At 72.8% G+C, this 22,088-nt stretch carries 16 protein-coding genes and 2 pseudogenes; 4 read left to right on the top strand and 14 right to left on the bottom strand.

Features of this window, described 5'->3' with window-relative positions:
* Positions 1-85 precede the first annotated feature (85 nt).
* The 3 genes from ACRWND_RS14865 to ACRWND_RS14855 are packed head-to-tail and all read right to left on the bottom strand — an operon-like array spanning position 86 to position 2,715.
* Complete coding sequence (locus tag ACRWND_RS14865) at positions 86-1,903, bottom strand: LCP family protein (RefSeq protein WP_431949286.1); 1,818 nt, start codon at positions 1,901-1,903, stop codon at positions 86-88.
* Positions 1,904-1,925: 22 nt separating this feature from the next.
* Entirely contained in the window at positions 1,926-2,522 is a 597-nt protein-coding gene (gene nadD, locus ACRWND_RS14860; RefSeq protein ID WP_431949284.1) for a nicotinate-nucleotide adenylyltransferase, read from the bottom strand.
* Between the two features lie 34 nt (positions 2,523-2,556).
* Entirely contained in the window at positions 2,557-2,715 is a 159-nt protein-coding gene (locus ACRWND_RS14855) for a hypothetical protein (protein WP_018556595.1), read from the bottom strand.
* A 142-nt stretch (positions 2,716-2,857) separates the two neighbouring features.
* Here ACRWND_RS14855 and ACRWND_RS14850 point away from each other — a divergent pair.
* Positions 2,858-3,975, top strand: a pseudogene (locus ACRWND_RS14850) (M48 family metallopeptidase).
* On the opposite strand, the gene ACRWND_RS14845 reads toward ACRWND_RS14850, so the two are convergent.
* The 5 genes from ACRWND_RS14845 to proB form a co-directional block, all read right to left on the bottom strand.
* Positions 3,899-5,035 carry a hypothetical protein gene (locus ACRWND_RS14845; RefSeq protein ID WP_431949281.1) on the bottom strand — a complete coding sequence of 379 codons (1,137 nt, stop codon included), beginning with the start codon at positions 5,033-5,035 and terminating at the stop codon, positions 3,899-3,901. The pseudogene ACRWND_RS14850 and the gene ACRWND_RS14845 sit on opposite strands and share 77 nt — an antisense overlap.
* A gap of 132 nt (positions 5,036-5,167) precedes the next feature.
* Positions 5,168-5,656: a hypothetical protein gene (locus ACRWND_RS14840; protein ID WP_431949279.1), complete on the bottom strand. Its 489-nt coding sequence runs from the start codon at positions 5,654-5,656 to the stop codon at positions 5,168-5,170.
* A 74-nt stretch (positions 5,657-5,730) separates the two neighbouring features.
* The gene (locus tag ACRWND_RS14835) at positions 5,731-6,984 is read right to left on the bottom strand and encodes a glutamate-5-semialdehyde dehydrogenase (protein WP_431949342.1); all 1,254 of its coding nucleotides are present in this window, start codon (positions 6,982-6,984) and stop codon (positions 5,731-5,733) included.
* 227 nt (positions 6,985-7,211) lie between these two features.
* A complete protein-coding gene (locus tag ACRWND_RS14830; RefSeq protein ID WP_431949277.1) occupies positions 7,212-7,658 on the bottom strand; it encodes a hypothetical protein in 447 nt (148 codons plus the stop codon).
* 152 nt (positions 7,659-7,810) lie between these two features.
* Positions 7,811-8,950: a glutamate 5-kinase gene (gene proB / locus ACRWND_RS14825; RefSeq protein WP_431949275.1), complete on the bottom strand. Its 1,140-nt coding sequence runs from the start codon at positions 8,948-8,950 to the stop codon at positions 7,811-7,813.
* Positions 8,951-9,289: 339 nt separating this feature from the next.
* On the opposite strand from proB, the gene ACRWND_RS14820 reads away from it, so the two are divergent.
* Together ACRWND_RS14820 and ACRWND_RS14815 are read left to right on the top strand one after the other, a co-directional pair.
* Entirely contained in the window at positions 9,290-11,323 is a 2,034-nt protein-coding gene (locus ACRWND_RS14820) for a hypothetical protein (protein ID WP_431949273.1), read from the top strand.
* Positions 11,324-11,682: 359 nt separating this feature from the next.
* Positions 11,683-12,888, top strand: coding sequence for a CDP-alcohol phosphatidyltransferase family protein (locus ACRWND_RS14815; RefSeq protein ID WP_431949271.1), 1,206 nt, complete (start codon positions 11,683-11,685; stop codon positions 12,886-12,888).
* Positions 12,889-12,964: 76 nt separating this feature from the next.
* Here ACRWND_RS14815 and obgE read toward each other — a convergent pair whose 3' ends face one another.
* The 6 genes from obgE to ACRWND_RS14785 all read right to left on the bottom strand — a co-directional run bounded on the left by obgE (position 12,965) and on the right by ACRWND_RS14785 (position 21,617).
* Positions 12,965-14,404, bottom strand: coding sequence for a GTPase ObgE (gene obgE, locus ACRWND_RS14810; protein ID WP_431949269.1), 1,440 nt, complete (start codon positions 14,402-14,404; stop codon positions 12,965-12,967).
* Positions 14,405-14,518: 114 nt separating this feature from the next.
* Positions 14,519-14,773 carry a 50S ribosomal protein L27 gene (rpmA, locus tag ACRWND_RS14805; RefSeq protein ID WP_319664657.1) on the bottom strand — a complete coding sequence of 85 codons (255 nt, stop codon included), beginning with the start codon at positions 14,771-14,773 and terminating at the stop codon, positions 14,519-14,521.
* A 14-nt stretch (positions 14,774-14,787) separates the two neighbouring features.
* Positions 14,788-15,108 carry a 50S ribosomal protein L21 gene (gene rplU / locus ACRWND_RS14800; protein WP_431949267.1) on the bottom strand — a complete coding sequence of 107 codons (321 nt, stop codon included), beginning with the start codon at positions 15,106-15,108 and terminating at the stop codon, positions 14,788-14,790.
* A 232-nt stretch (positions 15,109-15,340) separates the two neighbouring features.
* Complete coding sequence (locus ACRWND_RS14795) at positions 15,341-19,501, bottom strand: Rne/Rng family ribonuclease (RefSeq protein ID WP_431949265.1); 4,161 nt, start codon at positions 19,499-19,501, stop codon at positions 15,341-15,343.
* Positions 19,502-19,719: 218 nt separating this feature from the next.
* Complete coding sequence (locus ACRWND_RS14790) at positions 19,720-20,493, bottom strand: TIGR03936 family radical SAM-associated protein (RefSeq protein ID WP_431949263.1); 774 nt, start codon at positions 20,491-20,493, stop codon at positions 19,720-19,722.
* Between the two features lie 98 nt (positions 20,494-20,591).
* Positions 20,592-21,617: a hypothetical protein gene (locus ACRWND_RS14785; RefSeq protein WP_431949261.1), complete on the bottom strand. Its 1,026-nt coding sequence runs from the start codon at positions 21,615-21,617 to the stop codon at positions 20,592-20,594.
* Positions 21,618-21,766: 149 nt separating this feature from the next.
* Between ACRWND_RS14785 and ACRWND_RS14780 the strand changes: the two are divergent.
* Positions 21,767-22,003 (top strand): annotated as a pseudogene (locus ACRWND_RS14780) (recombinase family protein); the annotation flags it as partial.
* Between the last annotated feature and the right edge of the window lie 85 nt (positions 22,004-22,088).

Here is a 22,088-nt window from a genome sequence, read left to right as displayed (position 1 = left end):
GGTGCGGCTTTCCGGTCGGGGACGTCGTAGGTCCAGGGTCTCACGGACCGTCCTCGGTCCCCGACCGGTTATCCGCTGCCCTTGGTCAGCCCTTCGCGGGCGGGCTGTAGTCCTGGCCGAGGACGACCGTGATGTCGGCGTTGGCGGCCACCTGGCCCTTCTTGGCGGCAGTGGCGGAGAGGCCCAGCGTCTTGGCGAGTTCCTCCGCGTTCGCCTTCTGGGCGGCGTCGGCGTACAGGACCTGCGAGGTGGCGCGGGTGTCCGCGGTGGCGCCGGAGACGAAGGTGTAGCCGCCGCCGACGATCTGCGCCTGGGCCTCGCCGGCGTTGGAGGCGACGCCTGTGGCGTTGCGCAGGGTGACCCGGGGGATGCCGTCGGACTCGGCGTTGGTGACGGTGCCGCCGAGCACCTTCTTCACCACGTCCTCGGTGGCCTTCTCGCTCAGTGTGCCGTCCGGCTCCACGGGCAGCGTCGCGGTGGTGTAGTCGCCGCCCTTGGCCTCCTGGGACAGCGCCGCGAGGCTGCTGCCGAGGTCCTTCGCGGTCAGCGGGGGCTCGATGACCTGGTTGAGCCCCTCGACGGTCTTGGTCGCCAGGTCGGGGTCGCTGTACATCTTCTTCAGCACGGCCTGGACGACCTGCCCGAAGCGGGCGAGCTGCTTGTCCGGCCCCTCGCCGGCTCCGCGGTGGACGGCGTACGCGACGGCGGCCTGGCCGCCGAGCTCCTGCTGCTTGCCGGGCTTGACGAGGGTCTTGCCGCCCTCCTTCTTGCCCGCCTTCACCGTGGCGTCGGTGTCGACGATGATGCCGCCGAGGGACTCGACGAGGTTGTCCAGGTAAGGGGTGTCCAGCCGCCAGGTGCCGCTGATCTTGGTTCCGAGCAGCCCTTCGAGCGCCTCGCGCGTGGGGGCGGAACCGTTCTCCACGACGGACTTGCCGAGGGTGGTGCTGCCGCCGTCGTCGCTGCTGACGGCGAGCGAGTTCGGCAGCAGGACGGTGGTGCCCTTCTTGGTGGTCGAGTTGCTGACCAGCAGCGCGGTCGAGCTCTCGTCGCTGCCGACCGGGCGCAGGTGCAGCACGATGACGTCGCGCTTCTGGCCGCCCGCGGCCTGCTGCGCGGGCCCGGACCCTCCACCGAGGCCGGGGATCTTTCCGGCCTTCCACAGGTACCCGACGCCGCCGACGGCGACCAGCGCCAGGACGACGACGGCGGCGACCACCCGGTTGCGGCCGCGGCGCCTGGCCTCCTCGCGGCGCTCGGTGCGGGACTCGGTGAACTTCAGCCAGTCGATGACCTCTTCCGACTCCTCGCTCTCCTCGTCGACGAAGGAGAACTGGCCGGTGTGGTAGTCGGCTTCCCCGGAGGGGGCGCGGTTCGCGGCGGGCGGGGCCGGGGGCTCCCCGTGCGCGGGTTGCCGCGGGGACGGCGGGGCCTGCCCGGGCGCCTGCGGGGGCCGCTGGCCCTGCTGCTCGTATCGTTGTGGTTCCTGCGGGGGGTACGAGTCCTGGTACTGCGGCTGCTGCGGGATCCACCCCTGGTACTGCTGCGTCTGCTGCGCTTGCTGCGCCTGGGCGGGCTGCCCGTACTGCTGCTGCTCCCGCGGGGGGTACTGCGGCGCGGGGTAGCCCTGCTGGCTCGGGTGGCCCTGGTACGCGCCCTGCTCGGGATAGCCCTGCTGGCCCTGCTGGCTCGGGTAGCCCTGCTGCGGCTGGTAGGCCTGCTGCTGACCGGTGTGGTGCTGGGCGTACGGGTCGTGCTGGGCGTACGGGTCGTGCTGCCCGTACGTGGTGCCGTAGCCGTGCGCGTAGTCGCCCTGCTGTGCGTAGGAGTCCTCTCCGTAAGGGTCCTGACCGCCCTGCTCGGGTGTTCCCTCGGCGTATTGCCATCGGGGGTAGTCGTTCACTGGGGACCCCTCCAGTTGCCGATCAGCCGCTGATCACTTGCCGGTACAGCCTGCGTTTGTCGATGTAGCGCACGACGCCGTCGGGCACGAGATACCAGACCGGCTCGCCCTTGGCGACCCGTTGACGGCAGTCGGTCGAGGAGATGGCCAGGGCGGGCACCTCCACCAGGGAGACACCGCCGGCCGGGAAGCCCGGATCGGACAGGGTGTGTCCGGGGCGGGTGACACCGATGAAGTGCGCGAGAGCGAACAACTCCTCGGCCTTGCGCCAGGAGAAGATCTGGGCCAGCGCGTCCGCCCCGGTGATGAAGAACAGTTCCGCCTCGGGATGCTCGGCCCGGAGATCGCGCAGTGTGTCGATGGTGTAGGTGCGGCCGCCGCGGTCGATGTCACTGCGGCTGACCGAGAACTGCGGGTTCGACGCGGTGGCGATCACCGTCATCAGGTAGCGGTCCTCGGCCGCCGACACCTTCTGCGCGCTCTTCTGCCAGGGCTGGCCGGTGGGCACAAAGACCACCTCGTCCAGCCGGAAAAGGTGCGCCACCTCGCTGGCCGCGACGAGGTGGCCGTGGTGGACGGGATCGAACGTCCCACCCATCACACCGATTCGCTTCTTCATGCGGATAGACCCTACCCGCATCGCCTGAACGGGCTCAGCGGTCGCGGTTGAAGCGGGTGGTGATGAAGAGCAGGAGCAGCAGCGCGAACAGCGCGCCGCCGCCCGTCAGGTAGGGGCTGAGGCTCTCGTGGTTGCCGCCGCCCTCGCCCTCGGCGAGCGTGGTCAGAACGGCGGCGGTCGCGTAGGAGGTCATGCGGCGGTCCCTTGGTGGCTTCGGGGTCTGTCGACGGGCGGAAGACTCGGGCAACATCGTACGGGCGGTCCGGGCGGAACTTCGCGGTGGCTCCGCGCGTCCTCACTACGTACCCGACGGACGAGCAGGGGGGCGGGGGCATATGTCCGGTCCGAACGATTCGAGCGGTGCGAAGGGCGGCGGAGACCACGGACAGTGGCTGCCCGGACGCAACCGTCGGCGCTTCGAGGACATCTCCTCGCGCGCGTACGAGCACCCGGCGGACCGCTCCGCGCTGGTGGCCCTGCGCCGGCTGAGCGGTTTCGACACCGTCTTCAAGGCGCTCAGCGGCCTGCTGCCCGAGCGCTCGCTGCGGCTGCTGTTCCTCTCGGACTCGGTACGCGTCGGCGACCAGCAGTTCCCGCATCTCAACGACATGCTGCGGGACGCCTGCTACATCCTCGACCTGCCCAAGGTCCCGCCGATGTACGTCTCCCAGGACCCGCGGCCCAACGCGATGTGCATCGGCCTGGACGAGCCGATCATCGTCGTCACCACCGGGCTGGTGGAACTGCTGGACGAGGAGGAGATGCGGGCGGTCGTGGGCCACGAGGTCGGCCACGCGCTGTCCGGCCACAGCGTCTACCGCACGATCCTGCTCTTCCTGACCAGCCTGGCGCTGAAAGTCGCGTGATCCCGCTCGGCAATCTCGCGATCATGGCGATCGTCACCGCTCTGCGCGAGTGGTTCCGCAAGTCGGAGCTCTCCGCCGACCGGGCCGGGCTCCTGGTCGGCCAGGAACTGCAGGCCTCGATGCGCGGTCTGATGAAGATCGCCGGCGGCAACCACCTGCACGAGATGAACGTGGACGCCTTCCTGAAGCAGGCCGAGGAGTACGAGGAGGCCGGCGACCTCCGTGACTCCGTGCTGAAGATCCTCAACGTCATGCCTCGCAGCCACCCGTTCACGACGGTGCGGGCCGCGGAGCTCAAGCAGTGGGCCGCGAGCCGCGACTACCAGCGCATCATGGACGGCCACTACCCGCGGCGCGCCGAGGACGGGGACGCCTCGGTCTACGACGCGTTCAAGGAATCGGCGGGCCACTACGCCGAGACGGTGAGGACGAGCAAGGACCCGCTCATGAAGCTGCTCTCGGACATCGGGTCGGGGGCGGGCGACATCGGCGGCCGGCTGCGCGACCGCTTCACCGGGACGCCGGGTTCGGGCCCCCGCCCGTCGGGGCACCCGCCGAAGGACCCGCAGGACCCGCCGCGGGGCTGACCCCCGGTGCGGCCGCCGGGGCCGGGGCGAGCACCCCGCACACCGAGCTGATCTCGTGGCGGTGGTCGTGGGGGTCGACCCCGGGGTGCGGCGCAGGCCGCTGCCCGGCCAGCAGCGGCCGGAAGTGCTCCACGGGGGCGCCCGCGCAGGAGAGGGGCCCGGCCTCGATGGCGGCCTGCAGCAGCTCCACATGCTGGTCGCGCAGGTCCGCGCGGTCGAAGCGCATCCGCAGTTCGCGCCGCACGGTGAAGAGCGAGACCTGGCCGTCCCCGGCGGTGGCGGCCCGCACGGCGTAGACCAGCGTGTGGTCCGCGACGACCTCCAGGGCGTCCTCCGCCGCCTCCGCCACGGTCATGGTGCCGTGCACCCTGACCTCGTCGGCGGCGAGGGCGACACGGCCGGGTTCGAAGCGCACCAGCCAGCCGGTGGCCGCGTGGCGTCCGTCGTCGGCGGGACGCTCCAGGCTGCGGTCGAACTGGTCGAGCTGGCCGGGATCGAGCATGGTGCGCACCGTACGGACGTCTCCACCCGTCAGGGCGCCGGGATCGGCGGAGGAGGCGACGAGATACGCCTTGGCGAAGAGCAGTGCCCGCAGGACCTGGTTCGCGCTGAAGTGCGCGGTACTGCGCGCCGGCGGCAGCGCGTAACCGCGTCCGCCGACCGGGTAGCGCTCGGCGCGCTGCCCTGCGAAGGGCCGGGAGCGGTCCACGGCGGCCACCTCGGCCGTGGGGGCGAGCGGCAGCAGAGTGGTCCGCAGCGGCTCCGCCGCCGGAGGGGCCGGAGGGGCGTAGGGGGTTCGCAGGCCCAGGTAGAGGGCGGTGCCGAGGACCATGACCAGGACGAGGACAAGGGCGAGGCCCCGTCCGGGGGCGCCGCGGGACCACGGACGGCGGGTGCGCACCGAGCGGGCCGATCCGTCCAGCCGCTCCCGTGCGGAGAACTCCTGTATCCGGGCAGCCCGCACGAACGATTCGTCGAAGACGACGGATCGGTACTCGTCCTCACCGCCTCCCGGGAAGCCCTCGGGGTTCCCCTCCGGTGGGTCGCCAGGCCCGCCCATACAACAAGCGTAGGTCTGTGAGGGCCCTTCGAAACGTCCTGGCGGCGGACTGCGCCCCGCGCGCTGCCGTCCAGGGACTCTCCGGCCGTCCCAGGGGCTCTCGGCGTGCCTCAGAGGCTCTGCGGATGCCACTCAGGGGCGGTGGCTGACCGCCACCGGCGGAAGCGAGGGCGCGCCGATGCGGCCCGTCGGGGTGGGCGGTACGGAGGGCTGACGGGCGCCTCCGGCGCCCCGGTAGACCGCCGCGAACGTCAGTGCGACGACGCCTATGCCCATCACCACGGCGAGCACCCACGCCACCGTCCGGTGCCAGCGCCCGTGCCCCCGGTACGGGCTGCGCTGGGAGTAGAGGTCCTCGTACTCCTCGTCCTCCGCGGAGCGCTCGGATTCCTCGTCCTCGTACGGATCGGTGGCGTCCTCCCCGCGCAGTACACGGGTGCGCGACGCCTCGGCCTCGGCCTGTGCCGTGGCGGCGGCGAGCATGCGCTCATGGGCGCTGGGTTCATGGAAGGCGGCCGCCCGTATGAAGGCCTCGTCGAGCACCACGGACGCGAAGTCGTCATCCGCGCCACCGTGGTCCTCGCCGTCCGGGAACGGCTTGCCCCCCAGTTCGTCCGGCACCCGTCCAGAATAGGGCCGATGACGCGGATTGGGCAGGCCGCTCGGAAAGTCCGTCCCTCCGCCGGGCCGGGCGGTCAGCCGCGCACGTGGCCGTCCCCGGTGAAGACGTACTTGGTCGAGGTCAGCTCCGCGAGCCCCATCGGGCCGCGGGCGTGCAGCTTCTGCGTGGAGATGCCGATCTCGGCTCCGAAGCCGAACTGGCCGCCGTCGGTGAACCGGGTCGAGGCGTTGACGGCGACGGCCGCGGAATCCACCATCCGGGTGAACCGCCGGGCGGCCTGCTGCGAGGTGGTGACGATGGCCTCGGTGTGCCCGGAGGACCACAGGCGGATGTGCTGGACGGCGGCGTCCAACGAGTCCACCACGGCGGCGGCGATGTCGTGGCTCAGGTACTCGGTCTCCCAGTCCTCGGCCGTGGCCGGGACGACGGTGGCCTCGGTGCCGCTCTTCTCGGCCAGTTCCCGCACCCGGTCGTCGGCGTGCACGGTCACGCCGGCCCCGGCCAGCGCGTCAAGGGCCCGCGGCAGGAAGTCGGCGGCGATGTCGCGGTGCACCAGCAGCGTCTCGGCGGCGTTGCACACGCTCGGGCGCTGCGTCTTGGAGTTGAGCAGCACCGAGACGGCGGTGTCGAGGTCGGCCTGGGCGTCCACGTACACATGGCAGTTCCCGGTGCCGGTCTCGATCACCGGGACGATGGACTGCTCGACCACCGTCTTGATGAGGGAGGCGCCGCCGCGCGGGATGAGCACGTCGACCATGCCGCGGGCGCGCATCAGCTCGTGCACCGACTCCCGGCTCTCCCCCGGCACCAACTGGACGGCGTCGGCGGGCACTCCGGCGGCGCCGATCGCGTCGCGCACCACCGTCACCAGCGCCGAGTTGGAGTGCCGCGCGGAGGAGGAGCCGCGCAGCAGCACCGCGTTGCCGGACTTCAGGCACAGCGACGCCGCGTCCACGGTGACATTGGGCCGGGCTTCGTAGATGATGCCGACCACGCCCAGCGGCACGCGGATCTGGCGCAGGTCCAGGCCGTTGGGCAGCGTGGAGCCGCGCACCACCTCGCCGACGGGGTCGGGCAGGCCCGCCACGTCGCGCACGTCGGAGGCGATGGCGCGGACCCGCTCGGGGGTGAGGGTCAGACGGTCGACGATCGCCTGACTGGTGCCCGCCTCCCGGGCGCGTGCCACGTCCTTCGCGTTGGCCTCGACGATCTCCCGTGTGCGGACGACCAGGGCGTCGGCGACGGCCAGCAGCGCGTCGTCCTTCACCGCACGCGGCAGCGGCGCGAGGTCGTCGGCGGCCGCACGGGCGCGGTAGGCCGCCTGCATCACCGGGCTCTTCGGCCAGGGCGAGGGCAGGGCGGCGGCGAGGTCGTCGTTGCTGTGACTGCTGCTGCTCATGGCGGCCAGGGTACGGCGTGGACGCAGGCCGGCGGGGCGGCTTTCCGGCGGGTGAGACCGCGCCGCGCGACGACCAAGCCGACCGCGGCGGGGCTGACGCTCGCGGCGACCAAGCCGACCGCGGCGGGGCTGACGCTCGCGGCGGCCGCGGCGGATCAGTAGGGGTGCACGCCGACGGGCGCCGCCGGGGGCGGCCCGTAACCCTCCGCCAGGCGCTGGTGATAGGTGTCGCGGTCGACGACCTCCAGGCCGACCGTCTCCCACGGGGGCAGCTTGGCGGAGGAGCGGTGCTCGCCCCACAACCGCAGCGCTATGGCGGCGGCGTCATGCAGATCGCGGGCCTCCTCCCAGTACCTGATCTCGGCGTGGTCGGCCGCATAACGGCTGGTCAGCAGGAAGGGGTGGTCGTGGGCGAGCTGTTCCAGGGCGCGCCGCACCTCGGCGAGAGGGGCCTCGGGCCCGGAGACGCTGAGCGTCACGTGCCAGAGCCGGGAGAGGGGGCGCTCGCCGGCCGGCGGGGCGGAGTCGTCGCCCGTCACGCTCATCAGTGCCCGCTCCGCCGTCCCTCGGGACGACGATGCCCCCGGGCGCACTCGTCTCACCGGCGGCCTCCCTGTCGTCCCTGTCGTCCCTGTCGTCCCGGTCGTCCTGTCTTCACGTCCGTGGCCGGATTCCGTGTTCCGTCCCCAAAGTCCAGCAGCCCGGCAGCGGCGGTGGGGCGGTTTTCACGAAGTAACCACGAAGGAGTCCGGTCTCAGGGGTGCAGGAGTACGAGGTCGTCCCGGTGCACGACCTCGCGCTCGTAGGCGGGTCCCAGCTCCCGCGCCAGTTCGCGGGTGGAGCGCCCGAGCAGCCTCGGCAGCTCCTTGGCGTCGAAGTTCACCAGGCCGCGGGCGACGGCGCGACCGGAGGTGTCACGCAGTTCGACCGGGTCGCCCGCGCTGAAGTCGCCCTCCACCGCCGCGATCCCCGCCGGCAGCAGAGAGGTGCGGCGCTTGACGACCGCCTGCACGGCGCCGTCGTCCAGGACGAGCGCGCCGAGCGGCGCGGAGGCGTGGGCCAGCCACAGCAGCCGGTCGGCGGAGCGCTTGCCCGTGGCGTGGAAGAGGGTGCCCGTACGGCGTCCGGCCAGGGCGTCCGCGGCGTGCGAGGCGGAGGTGAGCACGACCGGTATGCCGGCGCCGGCGGCGATCCGGGCGGCCTCGACCTTGGTGACCATGCCACCGGTGCCGACGCCTGCCTTGCCCGCGCTGCCGATGGAGACGCCTTCCAGATCCTGCGGCCCGTGGACCTGCTCGATACGCGAGGTGCCGGGGAGGGCGGGGTCGCCGTCGTAGAGGCCGTCGACGTCGGAGAGCAGCACGAGCAAGTCGGCCCGTACGAGGTGGGCGACCAGGGCGGCGAGGCGGTCGTTGTCGCCGAAGCGGATCTCGTCGGTGGCGACCGTGTCGTTCTCGTTGACGATCGGCATGGCGCCCATCGCGAGCAGCTTGTCCAGCGTGCGGTAGGCGTTGCGGTAGTGCGCCCGGCGGCTCATGTCGTCGGAGGTGAGGAGCACCTGGCCGGCCCGTACGCCGTACCGGGCGAAGGATGCCGTGTAGCGCGCCACCAGCAGGCCCTGCCCGACGCTGGCGGCGGCCTGCTGCCGGGCCAGGTCCCTCGGCCGCCGGGTGAGTCCGAGCGGCGCCAGGCCCGCGGCGATGGCGCCCGAGGAGACCAGGACGATCTCTCTGGCCGGCGCGCCCTCCCGTGTCCCGCGTGCCGCGGCCAGCACGTCCACGAGGGCGTCCACCCGGTCGGCGTCGAGGCCGCCGGCCGCCGTCGTCAGCGAACTCGACCCGATCTTGACCACGACCCGCCGGGCCTCCGCCACGTGCTGCCTCGCGCTCGCCACGTCCGTCCCTTTCCTCTCCCGGCTTCGCAATCTACGGCAGAGGGGCGGTCCGGTGCCGCGGGCTTCCACCCTGCGGACGGGCCTCGGGGACCGGCGGTGCGGGGCCGAGGCCCCCGAGGTCCGGAGGGGAAGCCGATCAGCATGGAGTTCTCGCATCGAAGCGGTCAGACCACCCGCGTCTCTCCCATGCGGCCAAGGGGAAGGTTCTCCTGCGCCCTCCTCCAGCGCAAACGCCGGCATCCGGATTCCGTTTTCCGGCCACCCGGCTTCTCCCGCACGGTATTTGGACACCCGTTCGGGCCAAGTGGGCACGGGGATCCGGGTGGTAGGTTGCCCGCTGTGAAACGCACAAAAGGGACCAGACAGGAGACATTCCACTTCGCGTCACTGCTGCTGCAGGCCTGCGCGTTGATCGCCCAGGCCGTGGGGGTGGCACTCCCCGCCGCGGCACTATTGGTCGGCGCCACGGCAGTGGGCTACGCGGCCGACCTCGGCATGCACGCGGGCCGGACGGCCCCTCCCAAGATCCTCGGTCAACTTCAGGCCGAAGCGGTCACCCGTCAGGCGCTACGCGATCTGCTCCTGGTGGCAGGGCTGCTGCGCCTGGCGGACGGCCCGTCGACCGGGTTCCTGCTGCTCTCCCTCGCCGGCCTGCTGTTCGCGCACGGGGCGCACGTCCTGCTGCAGGCGGGCAGCGTCCTGGTGCAGCGCGGCCGGAAGCTGCCGGTCGTGACCCGCAACATCGACACCTCCGGCCTGAGGCTGCCGCCCGCGCCCCCGTTCGTGATCACCCGCCGGCCGGGGCTGCGGCTGCTGCTGGCCGAGCTCCCCGCCGTTGCCGGGCTGTCGGCCACCGCGGCGGGCGGGCACACCGGATGGGCGCTCGGCGGCGTCTGCCTGACCGTCGCTCTCTCCCTCGCCGGCCTGCTGGTGCTCGCGCTGGCCTTCCTGCCGGGGCGGCGCGCCCCGCGGCCGGAGGCGGTCATGGAGTGGTTCGACGAGTGGCTGCGCGACTACCGCCCGACCGTCGGCATGTACTTCTCCGGCGGCAGCAGCTCCGCGTACCAGGCGAACATGTGGCTGCCGGCGCTGGAGAGGCTCGAGGGCCGGCCGGTGATCGTGCTGCGCGAGCGCGCGATGGTGCCGCGCATCGGCCCCACCGACCTCCCCATCGTCTGCCTGCCGAAGGTCGCCGACCTCATGCGGCTCGGTGACACCAGCCTCAAGGTGCTGCTCCACCCGGCCAACGCTCCCAAGACCTCCCAGGTGCTGCGCATCCCGTCGATCATGCATGCCTTCGTCAACCACGGCGAGAGCGACAAGCTGTCCAGCTGCAACCCGTACGCCAAGGCCTACGACGAGGTCTGGGTCGCGGGACCCGCCGCCCGCGAGCGCTACGCCCTCGCCGCCGTCGGCGTGGCGGACGAGGACGTCGTGGAGGTCGGCCGTCCCCAACTGGCCGGCGTCGAGCGGGGTTCCGGTCCTGTGCCGGCCGGGACCCCGGTCACCGTGCTGTACGCGCCCACGTGGGAAGGGTGGACCGACGACCCGGGCAACACCTCCGTCATCCTGGCGGGCGAGACGATCGTCCGGCGGCTGCTCGCCGACCCCGGGGTGCGGCTGCTCTACCGCCCGCACCCCCTGACGGGCTCCGTCGACCCGCGGGCGGGGGCGGCCAACCGCCGCATCACGGAGCTCATCGAGGAGGCGCGGGGCGCCGGCCCGCGGCCCGGCGCCACACCCGAGCAGCGCGAGGCGCTGGAGCGGACCGAGCGCGAGCTGAACCGTCTCACCGCCGCCTGGTCGCTGACGTCCGCCGACGACCTGGAGCGCATGGCCGACAAGGGCCGGGACGGGGACGTCACCGTCGCGGAGGCGATGCGGCGCGCGGCAGACGAGTGGGAGGCGGTCCACTGGGCCGCGCTGCCCGCCACCGAGCACCAGGTGCTCGTCAAGGACAGGCCCGGCCTCTACTCCTGCTTCAACCACGCGGACGTCCTGATCACGGATGTGTCCAGTGTCATCTCCGAGTTCATGCCGAGCGGCAAGCCCTACGCGGTCACCAACACCACGGACCTGACGGAGGAGGCCTTCCGTGCGACCTTCCCCACCGTCCGCGCGGGGATCGTGCTGACCCCGACGGCGAAGGGGCTCGACGAACTGCTGGGCGTCGCACGCGGCACCCATGACGACACCCTTGTGACGGCTCGTGAGGAACTGCGGGCGCACCTGCTGGGCCCCGCCGTGCCGACCTCCGCGGAACGCTTCCAGGAGGCCGTCCACGCCCTCGCGGCCCGTGTGGACGAACGGCGGGCCAAGACGGCGGCAGACCCCGCCCAGGCCGTCCCCCGGCAGCGCGCGGAAGCCGTCTGACAGCGGCACACGGCGGCGGAGGAGGCCTCCGGAGGAACGACACCGTTCCTCCGGAGGCCTCCTGCTGTGCGCCCCGGGACTGCGGCCCTCGGACTGCGGCCCGCACCGCCCCTGAGCGGTGCGCCCCTGGACACGGACCGGTCCGGCTCGCGGCGACCCGAACGGAAGTCCCCCGTTCGGTAACTCTTCGTTCACTCTGCGTTTCCCCGTGCAACCATGAGGCGTTGCCCGGTGTCGTACCTGCCGTGGATGCGAGCCGTCCGTGCCCGTTCTGCCCTACCCGCCTGACGCGCCGTCCACCGTCCCCGCCGAACCCGGAAGCCGTTCGGCGCCCCCGTCCCGCCGAAAGGTCCTGTTCCATGGAAACACCACCGCTCGCGGAAGTACGGCGCCTCACCGAGAAGAAGCGGGACGCCTGGTGGACCGTCTTCCTGGTCGACCCGGTGGCGACTCCGCTGGTGCGCTGGACGGCCAGGTGGACCCGGGTCACCCCGAACCAGATCACCTGGGGTGCCCTGTTGCTCGGCCTCGGCGCCGCGGCGTGCTTCGCGACGGCCGACTGGAAGTGGCTGGTCGTCGGCGCCGCGCTGTACCACCTCAGCTTCATCCTCGACTGCATGGACGGGAAGCTGGCACGCCTCACCGGCAGGGGCTCGGAGTTCGGCGGATGGCTCGACTACATCTTCGACCGCGTCCGCGTGGTCTGCTGCGCCGCAGCCCTGATGGGCGGCCAGTTCTACCGCACCGACAGACCGGCCTACATGTGGCTCGCCCTCGCGGTGATCTTCCTGGACGCATTGCGCTACCTCGACGCCCTGCAGATCTTCAAGGTGCGGGCCGGAATGCGCAAGAAGATCCGGAAGCGGCTGCAGCAGCTCGACGCGGCCAGGCCGACCGCCTTCATGGAGGACCTGCTGCGCGAGCGCGCCGACGAGGACGAGACACAGGCCGACATCGACGCCCAGGCCGCTGCCGGCGTGTCCGGCGCCGAAGCGCCCGGCCCGAGGACCGTTCCCGCGCAGCGGACCGGCGAGGACACCTCACCGGCCGGCCTGACGGCCCCCTCCGGCGGCACGACCGGCACCACCGGCTCGCACGCAGCGGCCGGCGCGGCGCACACGGCGGATGCGCCCGGCGCGGCAGAGGCGGCCGGGATCCCCCTGCCGTGCGCGGAGGAGGCGCCCCAGCGCGTCATCGACCTCCAGCAGACCTTCAAGGAGCGCTTCGGTCCCTACGAGAGGTTCCGCGACTTCCTGATCAAGCACCGGGTGCGGCCGCACCTGATCAGCGGCATCGAGTTCCAGATGGCGGTCTTCATCGTCGCCCCTCTCACCGGGGCCATCGTCGGTGTCACGATCGGCGCCGGTGTGCTGCTGCTGGTCTTCGAGATCGCCATCATCTACAAGCTGCTGCTCTCCACCCGCGACTTCGAGGACGTCATGGCCCAACTCGACGCGGAGGTCCGCGCGCAGGAGCGGACCGAGACGGCCGGGGACGCCGCGGAGGGGGACGAATGCGCCCGCGACACGAGCGTCGCGGTTCCGCTCAGGACATCCGCGAACTGAACCGGGCCGCATGACACCGAGGCCGGTTCCCCCGCGGTCGCGGGGGAACCGGCCCTGGTCACCTGGGGCTGCGCCTCTAGGACTCGAAGGGGTCGAAGCCCTCGAACTGCTGCAGGGCGTCGTCCCGTTCGGCGTCGCGGTCCTTGCGGCGCTGGGCGGCGGGACGGGGCGCGTCAAAGCGGTGGTCCTCACCGCGGCGTCCGAGCATCTCGGCGCCGGCCGCCACCGACGGCTCCCAGTCGAAGACCACGGCGTCGTCCTCGTCGCCGATGACGACCTCGTCGCCCTCGCGGGCACCGGCCTTGACCAGCTCCTCCTCGACTCCGAGACGGGCCAGCCGGTCGGCGAGGTAGCCGACTGCCTCGTCGTTGGCGAAGTCCGTCTGGCGGACCCATCGCTCGGGCTTCTCACCGCGGACGCGGTAGAAGCCGTCCTCGGCGGTGACGGTGAAGCCGGAGTCGTCCACGGCCTTGGGCCGGATGACGATGCGGGTGGCCTCCTGGACGGGCTGGGCCGCCCGCGCCTCGGCGACGATCTGGGCGAGGGCGTAGGAGAGCTCGTTCAGGCCCTTGTGGGCCACCGCGGACACCTCGAAGACCCGGTAGCCGCGCGCCTCCAGGTCAGGACGGACCATGTCGGCGAGTTCCTGGCCGTCGGGAATGTCGATCTTGTTGAGCACGACGACGCGCGGACGGCCCTCGAGACCGCCGTACGCCCGCAGCTCCGCCTCGATGACGTCGAGATCGCTCAGCGGGTCGCGATCCGACTCGAGGGTGGCGGTGTCCAGGACGTGCACCAGGACGCTGCAGCGCTCCACGTGCCGCAGGAACTCCAGGCCCAGGCCACGCCCTTCGCTGGCGCCCGGGATGAGCCCGGGCACGTCGGCGACGGTGAAGACCGTCGAACCGGCCGTGACCACGCCGAGGTTGGGGACGAGGGTGGTGAAGGGGTAGTCCGCGATCTTCGGCTTGGCTGCCGAGAGCACCGAGATCAGCGAGGACTTGCCCGCACTCGGATACCCGACCAGTGCCACGTCGGCGACCGTCTTCAGCTCCAGGACGAGGTCCCGGCTCTGGCCGGGCTCGCCCAGCAGCGCGAAACCCGGCGCCTTGCGTCGCGCCGAGGCCAGCGCCGCGTTGCCGAGGCCGCCGCGACCACCCTGGCCGGCGATGTAGGTGGTGCCGTGGCCCACGAGGTCCGCGAGCACGTTGCCGCGGCTGTCCATGACGACGGTGCCGTCCGGGACGGGCAGGACGAGGTCCGTGCCCTCCTTGCCGGAGCGGTGGCCGCCCTCGCCGGGTTTGCCGTTGGTGGCCTTGCGGTGCGGGTGGTGGTGGTAGTCGATGAGCGTGGTGACCGACTGGTCGACGACCAGCTTCACATCGCCGCCACGGCCGCCGTTGCCGCCGTCGGGTCCGCCCAGCGGCTTGAACTTCTCCCGGTGCACGGAGGCGCAGCCATGGCCTCCGTTACCCGCGGCGACGTGCAACTCGACGCGGTCCACGAAGGTGGTCATGCGGATCTTCCTCCAGATACGTACGGGATGTCTCGGGGTTCAACGCGCCGAGGGCGGACCTGCTTCCCGCCCGGGAAGCAGCGTCCGCCCTCGGTGATGTCGTATCGCGGCCGATCAGGCGACCGGGACGACGTTCACGACCTTGCGACCACGGCTGGTGCCGAACTCGACCGCACCGGCGGCCAGGGCGAACAGCGTGTCGTCCTTGCCGCGGCCGACGCCCGCGCCGGGGTGGAAGTGGGTGCCGCGCTGGCGGATGATGATCTCACCGGCGTTCACGACCTGGCCGCCGAAGCGCTTGACGCCGAGCCGCTGGGCGTTGGAGTCGCGACCGTTCCGGGTGGACGATGCGCCCTTCTTGTGTGCCATCTCTCTTCAGTCCCTTACTTCGCAGCGGCGGGGATGCCGGTGATCTTCAGCGCCGTGTACTGCTGGCGGTGACCCTGACGACGGCGGTAGCCGGTCTTGTTCTTGTACCGCAGGATGTCGATCTTCTGGCCCTTGTGGTGGTCCACGATCTCGGCCTGAACCTTGATCCCGGCCAGCACCCACGGGTCGCTGGTGACGGCGTCGCCGTCGACGACGAGCAGCGTCGAGAGCTCGACCGTGTCGCCGACCTTGCCCGTGGAAATCTTGTCAACCTCGACGATGTCGCCGACGGCCACCTTGTGCTGGCGGCCACCGCTGCGCACGATTGCGTACACGCGGAACTCACTCTCTCGCTCGGATCGTCACTCCTGACGCCAGCCGCCCCTGCGGTGCGTGGGGGGCCTCTGCCGGACGGGCCGGTAGGAAGGTGCTCAGGAATGGGCGCCAAAACGCCGAAGGTCAAGGTTACGGGGCGCCCCCGACCGGGTCAAACCGGCGCGTGAGCCACCCCTGACGCACCGCGGGCCGCTCCCGGACAGGGAACGGCCCGCGGACGGTGACCCGAGGTCAGGAGGCCTCGGTGGGCGCCTCGGCGACGGCCTTGACGGCGGCCTTCTTCGCCGTCGTCTTCTTCGCCGCGGTCTTCTTCGCCACGGTCTTCTTGGCGGCCGTCTTCTTCGCGGCGGCCTTCTTCGCCGGCGCCTTCTTCGCGGCCGTCTTGCGGGCGGCCCGCTTCTTCGGCTCCGCCTCGACGGCCTCCGTCGCCTCCGGCTCCGCCACCGGGGTCGGCTGCGCCTCGACGCCGGGCACGACCACGACCGCGGTCTCCTCGCCCGAGGACGGCGCGCCCGCGGGGGCGGACACACGGCGGGTGGCCCTGCGGCGGACCGGCGGGGCCGGCTCCTGGACCTCCGTCACGGGCTCCGGCTCGGGCGCCGGCGCCGGGACGACCGGCTCCGCCGCGGGGACGACCACGGTGGCCGCCTCACCGGCCGGAGCGCTCGGCGCGGTGGCCTTGCGGGTCGCCCGACGGCGGCCGCGGACCGGCGCCGCGGGCTCCTCCGCCTCGGCGGCGTCCACCGCAGCGGGCGCCTCGACGGCGGTGGCCGACGCGGCCTCCGCGGCCTGCGGCTCGGTGACCGGGGCGACCGCGGCGACGACCGTGACGATCTCGGCCACGGCGTCCGGCGAGCTCACCGGAGCGGTCACCCGTCGCGAAGCGCGCCGCCTGGACCGCCGGCCGGCCGCCGCCTCGGCCTCCGCCGGGCTGCTGAACCACTCCTCGTCCCCGCCGACAGCAGGCACCAGCTCCGCCTCGGTGACCGCGACCGGCTCCAGCTCGAGAGCCTCCGGCTCAGCCGGCTCGACCTCCTCGGCCTCGGGCACGACGGCGCTCTCCGCGGCCGCCGGCTCCTCCGCCGCGCCGCCACGACGGCGCTTGCGCTTGCCGCCGCCACCGGCCGCCGCGGCCTGGTCCATGTGGACGATGACGCCGCGGCCGTTGCAGTGCACGCAGGTCTCGGAGAAGGACTCCAGCAGGCCCTGGCCGACCCGCTTGCGGGTCATCTGCACCAGGCCCAGCGAGGTCACCTCGGCCACCTGGTGCTTGGTGCGGTCACGGCCCAGGCACTCCAGCAGGCGGCGCATCACGAGGTCGCGGTTGGACTCCAGCACCATGTCGATGAAGTCGATCACGATGATGCCGCCCAGGTCGCGCAGCCGCAGCTGGCGCACGATCTCCTCGGCCGCCTCCAGGTTGTTCCTGGTGACCGTCTCCTCGAGGTTGCCGCCCTGACCGGTGAACTTGCCGGTGTTGACGTCGATGACGACCATCGCCTCGGTCCGGTCGATCACCAGCGAACCGCCGCTCGGCAGCCAGACCTTGCGGTCCAGCGCCTTCAGCAGCTGCTCGTCGATCCGGTAGGTGGCGAAGACGTCGACCTCGGAGGTCCAGCGGCTCAGCCGCTCGGCCAGGTCCGGTGCGACGTGCGAGACATAGCCGTGGATGGTCTCCCAGGCGGTGTCGCCGCTGACGATGACCTTGGTGAAGTCCTCGTTGAAGATGTCGCGGACGACCCGGACGGTCATGTCCGGCTCACCGTAGAGCAGCGACGGGGCGTTGCCGCTCCTGGCCTTCTTCTGGATCTCCTCCCACTGCGCCTGCAGCCGCTCGACGTCACGGCGCAGTTCGTCCTCGCTCGCGCCCTCGGCGGCGGTGCGCACGATGACGCCCGCGTCCTCGGGGACGATCTTCTTGAGGATCTGCTTCAGCCGGGCGCGCTCGGTGTCGGGCAGCTTGCGGCTGATGCCGGTCATCGAGCCCTCGGGCACGTAGACCAGGTAGCGACCCGGCAGCGAGACCTGGCTGGTCAGGCGGGCGCCCTTGTGGCCGATCGGGTCCTTGGTGACCTGGACCAGCACTGACTGGCCGGACTTGAGGGCCGCTTCGATGCGCCGCGGGCCGTTGCCCATGCCCAGCGCCTCGAAGTTGACCTCGCCGGCGTACAGGACGGCGTTGCGGCCCTTGCCGATGTCGACGAACGCGGCCTCCATGGACGGCAGCACGTTCTGGACCTTGCCCAGGTAGACGTTGCCGACGTACGAGGTGGCCTGCTCCTTGTTGACGTAGTGCTCGACGAGGACGCCGTCCTCCAGCACGCCGATCTGCGTCCGGTCGCCGTTCTCGCGGACGACCATGACGCGCTCGACCGCCTCGCGCCGGGCCAGGAACTCGGCCTCAGTGATGATCGGCACACGGCGGCGGCCCTGCTCACGGCCCTCACGGCGCCGCTGCTTCTTGGCCTCCAGACGCGTGGAGCCCTTGATGGACTGCACCTCGTCGACCGGCTCCGACGGCTTGCGCGGTTCGCGGATCTTGACGACCGTGCGCTCCGGGGCGTCCTCGCCCAGGCTGTCCTCGGCCTGCCCCTCGCCACCACGGCGGCGACGGCGGCGACGGCGACGGCTGGTGCTGCTGCTCTCGGCGTCCTGCTCCTCGTCCTCCTCGGACTCGTCCGCGGCGCCCTCGGCATCCTCGTCCTCGCCGGCGCTCTCCTCGCCGTCGGCGGCCTCGCCACGACGGCGGCGGCGGCCACCGCGACGACGGCGGCGGGAGATGCGCTCGCCGCCCTCGCCGTCGCCCTCGTCGGCCTCGGGCTCCTCGCCTTCCGCCTCGGCCTCGAGCTCCTGGACGGCCTCGTGACGCTCCTCGTCGGCGTGCTCGACGACGGCGCTCTGCGCCGTCTCCACGGCCTCGGCGGGCTCCCCACGGCGGCGGCGCCGACGACGGCGTCCGCCGGCGTACTCCTCGGCCTCGGGCTCCTCCTGCTCGGCGTGCTCCGCGGCCGGCTCGGCCTCGGCGGCCTGCGCCGGGGCAGGAGCAGGCGCCTGGAACACCGGCGCCTGGAACACCGCCACGGGCGGGCGCACGACCCGGCGGCGGCCCCGCGCGGGGGCGGCCTCGGGCTCGGGCTCGGACTCCGGCTGCGACTCGGCCTCGGGCTGCGACCCGGGCTCGGCGGCCTGCGTCTGCTGGACCTGGAGGACGATCGCGGCCGCGGACACGTCGAACGCCTCCGCGACAGCCGCGACAGCGGCGTCACGCGCCTCGTCGACGGTGTCGCCGTATCCGCGGATCTCGAAGGCGTCGTCGACCTCGACGGCCCAGCCGGAACCGTCCGGGAACGCCTTGGCGGTGTAAGTGCGCTGCTCCGGCACGGCGGTCGCGGCGGCACGGGTGCCGGCCTCGGCCTCTTCGTCCTCACGCGGCGCGAGCGCGCCCGGCTTCAGACGGCGCGAGCCGTCGTCCGCTGCAAGGAAAGAGGCGGCCGGGGCGGTACGGCGGCGCGAACGGGTGGTCTTGGGCTTCTCGGCCTTGGGCTTGTCGGCCTTGGGCTTCTCGGCCTCCGGCTCCTCGGCCCTCCCGCGCTTCGGCTTCTGCGCGGGCTCCTCCTGCAGCGCCTTGGCAGGCGCGTCGGCGGCGGCCAGGGCCACGTCCTTGACCGCGGCCGACTCGGGGCTGGCCGCCTTGCGCGTGGCACGACGCCGGCCACGCGCCGGAGCCGCCGGCTCGGCCTGCTCCGCCCCGGAGGCGGCCTCGGCGTGCAGCGGCAGGTCGGCCTGGAGTTCCTCGGCCTGCGTGTCGACGGCGGCCGGGGGGCCGGCCGTCTCCTCGGCGACCGCGGTCGGCTCGGGGCTGGCCACCTTGCGCGTGGCACGACGCCGGCCACGCGCCGGAGCCGCCGGCTCGGCCTGCTCCGCCCCGGAGGGCTCAGTGGCAAGGGCCTCCCCGACGGGAGTCTCCACGGCGCGAGCCTCGGCGGCAGGGGCCGTTGCGGCAGGGGCCTCGGGGGCAGCCGCCGAAGCCGCCGCCTTCCGCGTCGCGCGGCGGCGGGCCGGGGCCGGGGCGGCCTCGGCCGTCTCCTCGGCGGACCCGGTCTGCTGCGGCTCGGGGGCGGAGACCTTGCGCGTCGCCCGGCGGCGGGTGCGCGCCGGGGCTGCCTCCGCCGCCGGCTCGGCGGAAGTGGCCTCAGCCGGTATGGCCGGAGTCTCCGCCGCCGCCGCGGCCCCGGAGGTCACGTCCTGGGCGGCCTCGCCGACCGCCGGCGGCCCCGCGGGGCGGCTTGCCGCGCGGCGACGGCGGCGCGGAGCAGCAGTCGCCTGGGTGTCGGTGCCGCCGGAGGCGGCTTCGGGGGCGCCGCTCTCGGGCGCCTCGTTGTTCTCGAGCATGCGGGCATTTCTCCCGTCACGCTCCCGGGCGCCGCGTCCTGGTCCGGTCCACGGCGGTCCGCCTCCTCGCGGTTCCGCCGCCCGGGGGCGCGGGCGCCACACGGGAGCTGTCGTTTCGCTCGTCGGCACCGTCCTGACGGGCCGACGAAAGTCTCGTCTGATGCGTACTGCCGGACCCGGGTCTCCCCAGATGCGTCGGCCGCACTACGACGACGGTCCTAGGCGGATCCCACCGGCACCGTCGCGGCATCGCGGTCAGGCGCGAGCGGATCGGTCACCGTGCCGGTCTCCTCGTCGAGCGGCCCCTGCGCCAGCCTGGTCACCGCAGCGGGGACCGGCGGCGCGAGGTCAGCCACCGCACGGAGGCCGGACAGGACGTCGTCGGGTCGTACGGCAGGTGTCACATGCCGAACAACCAGCCGCAGTATCGCACAAGCTCCTGGTGTCGGCCTATCGGCATCCTGTTCGAAAACACCGTTCCGAGCCTCGGCGACCTGCGGATCCACCGATTCGAGGCGGGTGACGGCCCCGCGCGCGTCGAAAGTCCGCAGGCCGTTCTTCGTCATGCGCTGGACCTCGACGGTCCCGGCGGCGAGGAACGCGGCCACGGCCCTCTCGGCCGCGTCCGCTTCCACACCGTCCAGCCGCAGCTGCCACACGGACGCATCCAGCCGTTCGGCGAGCCCCGAAGTACGGGCCTCGACGGCCTCGACCACATCGAGTCCGGCCGGCAGCGACTCGTCGAGCAGCAAACGCAGCTTCTCCGGCTCACGGGCCTCGGTGAGCGCGATCTCCAGGTACTCGGCCTCGCTCGCGACGCCGGTGGGTGCGGCGTTGGCGTACGACACCTTGGGGTGCGGGGTGAAGCCCGCCGAGTACGCCATGGGCACCTCGGCGCGCCGCAGCGCCCGCTCGAATGCGCGCTGGAAGTCGCGGTGGCTGGTGAACCGGAGGCGGCCGCGCTTGGTGTAGCGCAGTCGGATGCGCTGCACCGCGGGTGCGGGCGGCGGGCCTTCGGGCTGTCGCTTGCCCAGTGTCGTTCAGTCCCTCGTGCGTCTGGTCACCCCGGGTGGGGTTGCTTGCTTCCAGATTACTGGGGGTTCCGACCTTCCGGTTCCCCACGGCGCCCACCGCGCTCCACGGGTCGCGGCGCGCCCGGCAGCGCGGCACGCAGATCGGCCCTCACCCGGCGCACGGTCTCCCGCACCGCAGCCACGGCATCGCGCACCGCCCGGCCCGCCTCGACCGCCACCCGCCGCACCGGTCGCCACACGGGCAGCAGCAGGGTGCGCCACGCCCAGGCCACCGGCATCACAAGGACCACGGTGACCAGCCATTTCAGGCCCCGCCCCACGGCCCGCGAGACGTATCCCGACACGCGCCAGGCCACCAGCAGGGCGTCCTGAACCTCCCGGGCCACCGGCACGATCACGCGGCGCCACAGCCAGAGCACCGGGGCCACGACCGCCCACCGCACCACCCACGCCGCCCCCGCCGCCAATGGCACCAGGACGTACCGCCACAGCGCCAGCGCCGGAACCACCGCGAACGCCCGGACCGCCCACCGCACCAGCCACGCCGCCCCCGCCGCCAATGGCACCAGGACGTACCGCCACAGCGCCGCCAGAGGCCTGACCAGAAGCGCCCGGACCACCCACACCGCCCCCGCGCCCGCCACCCGCCCCACCGGCGCCAGCACATAGCGCCACAGCGCCACAGCGGGAACGACCACCAGGCACCGGACCAGCCACACAAGGCCCGCACCGACAGCCCGCCCCAACGGCACCAGCACATACCGCCACAGCGCCAGCGCCGGCACCACGACCAGCACCCGGACCGTCCACACGACGGCCACACCCACAGCCCGCCCCAACGGCACCAGCACATACCGCCACAGCGCCAGCGCCGGCACCACGACGAGCACCCGGAGCAGCCACTTCCCGGACCGTCCCACGACCCGGCCCAGCGTCGTCAGGGCGTCCCACGCCATGCGCAGCGGAAGCACCACCACCAGCGCGACGATCCGCGCCGGAATCCTGATCGCCACCGTCAGGCAGCCGTCCCCGTCCCCGTCCCCGTGCCCGCCGTACCCGCCGGCGCTCCCCCGCTCCTCCATGCCCGAACAGTACGCCCGGAAGCGCGCCTTCCCCCTTCGTTCCCGGATCAACCAGCGGTTGGCGAGACAGGGCTGACGCGTCGTCTGACCACCCGGGAGCGCGAAGGCCCCCGCCGACGGCGGGGGCACTCTCCGCCGTCGACACCCCGTCGCCCGACGGCCGCCTGTTCATCCAGATCATCGCGGCCACGGCAGAGTTCGAGCGGTCGCTGATCAAGGACCGCACACGGGCGGGACTGGAAGCAGCCAAAGCCCAGGGCCGTACCGGCGGCCGGCCGTCCGTGGTGAACGAGAACGTACTCACCGTGGCCCGCGCCAGGAAGGCCAAGGGCGCGAGCGTCAGCGCCGTCGCCAAGGCCCTCGGCGTCTCCCGCGCCACGCTGTACCGCTGCACCGACACCTGGGAGAGAGCGCCTGAGACAGGCTCTCAGCGGTTCAGACGGACAGTGCCCCACGAACGCCGAGAGGCGC

The organism is Actinacidiphila sp. bgisy167 (genome assembly GCF_965342175.1).
Classification (GTDB): domain Bacteria; phylum Actinomycetota; class Actinomycetes; order Streptomycetales; family Streptomycetaceae; genus Actinacidiphila.
The sequence above is the reverse complement of the archived record's forward strand: the minus strand, read 5'-3'. Positions and strand labels throughout refer to the sequence as shown.

Coding starts and splice junctions, on each gene's coding strand:
- nadD (WP_431949284.1), bottom strand. CDS start 2,522: ATGAAGAAGCGAATCGGTGTGATGGGTGGGACGTTCGATCCCGTCCAC.
- ACRWND_RS14855 (WP_018556595.1), bottom strand. CDS start 2,715: ATGACCTCCTACGCGACCGCCGCCGTTCTGACCACGCTCGCCGAGGGC.
- ACRWND_RS14845 (WP_431949281.1), bottom strand. CDS start 5,035: ATGGGCGGGCCTGGCGACCCACCGGAGGGGAACCCCGAGGGCTTCCCG.
- ACRWND_RS14835 (WP_431949342.1), bottom strand. CDS start 6,984: ATGCAGGCGGCCTACCGCGCCCGTGCGGCCGCCGACGACCTCGCGCCG.
- ACRWND_RS14815 (WP_431949271.1), top strand. CDS start 11,683: ATGGAAACACCACCGCTCGCGGAAGTACGGCGCCTCACCGAGAAGAAG.
- obgE (WP_431949269.1), bottom strand. CDS start 14,404: ATGACCACCTTCGTGGACCGCGTCGAGTTGCACGTCGCCGCGGGTAAC.
- rpmA (WP_319664657.1), bottom strand. CDS start 14,773: ATGGCACACAAGAAGGGCGCATCGTCCACCCGGAACGGTCGCGACTCC.
- ACRWND_RS14795 (WP_431949265.1), bottom strand. CDS start 19,501: ATGCTCGAGAACAACGAGGCGCCCGAGAGCGGCGCCCCCGAAGCCGCC.
- ACRWND_RS14785 (WP_431949261.1), bottom strand. CDS start 21,617: ATGGAGGAGCGGGGGAGCGCCGGCGGGTACGGCGGGCACGGGGACGGG.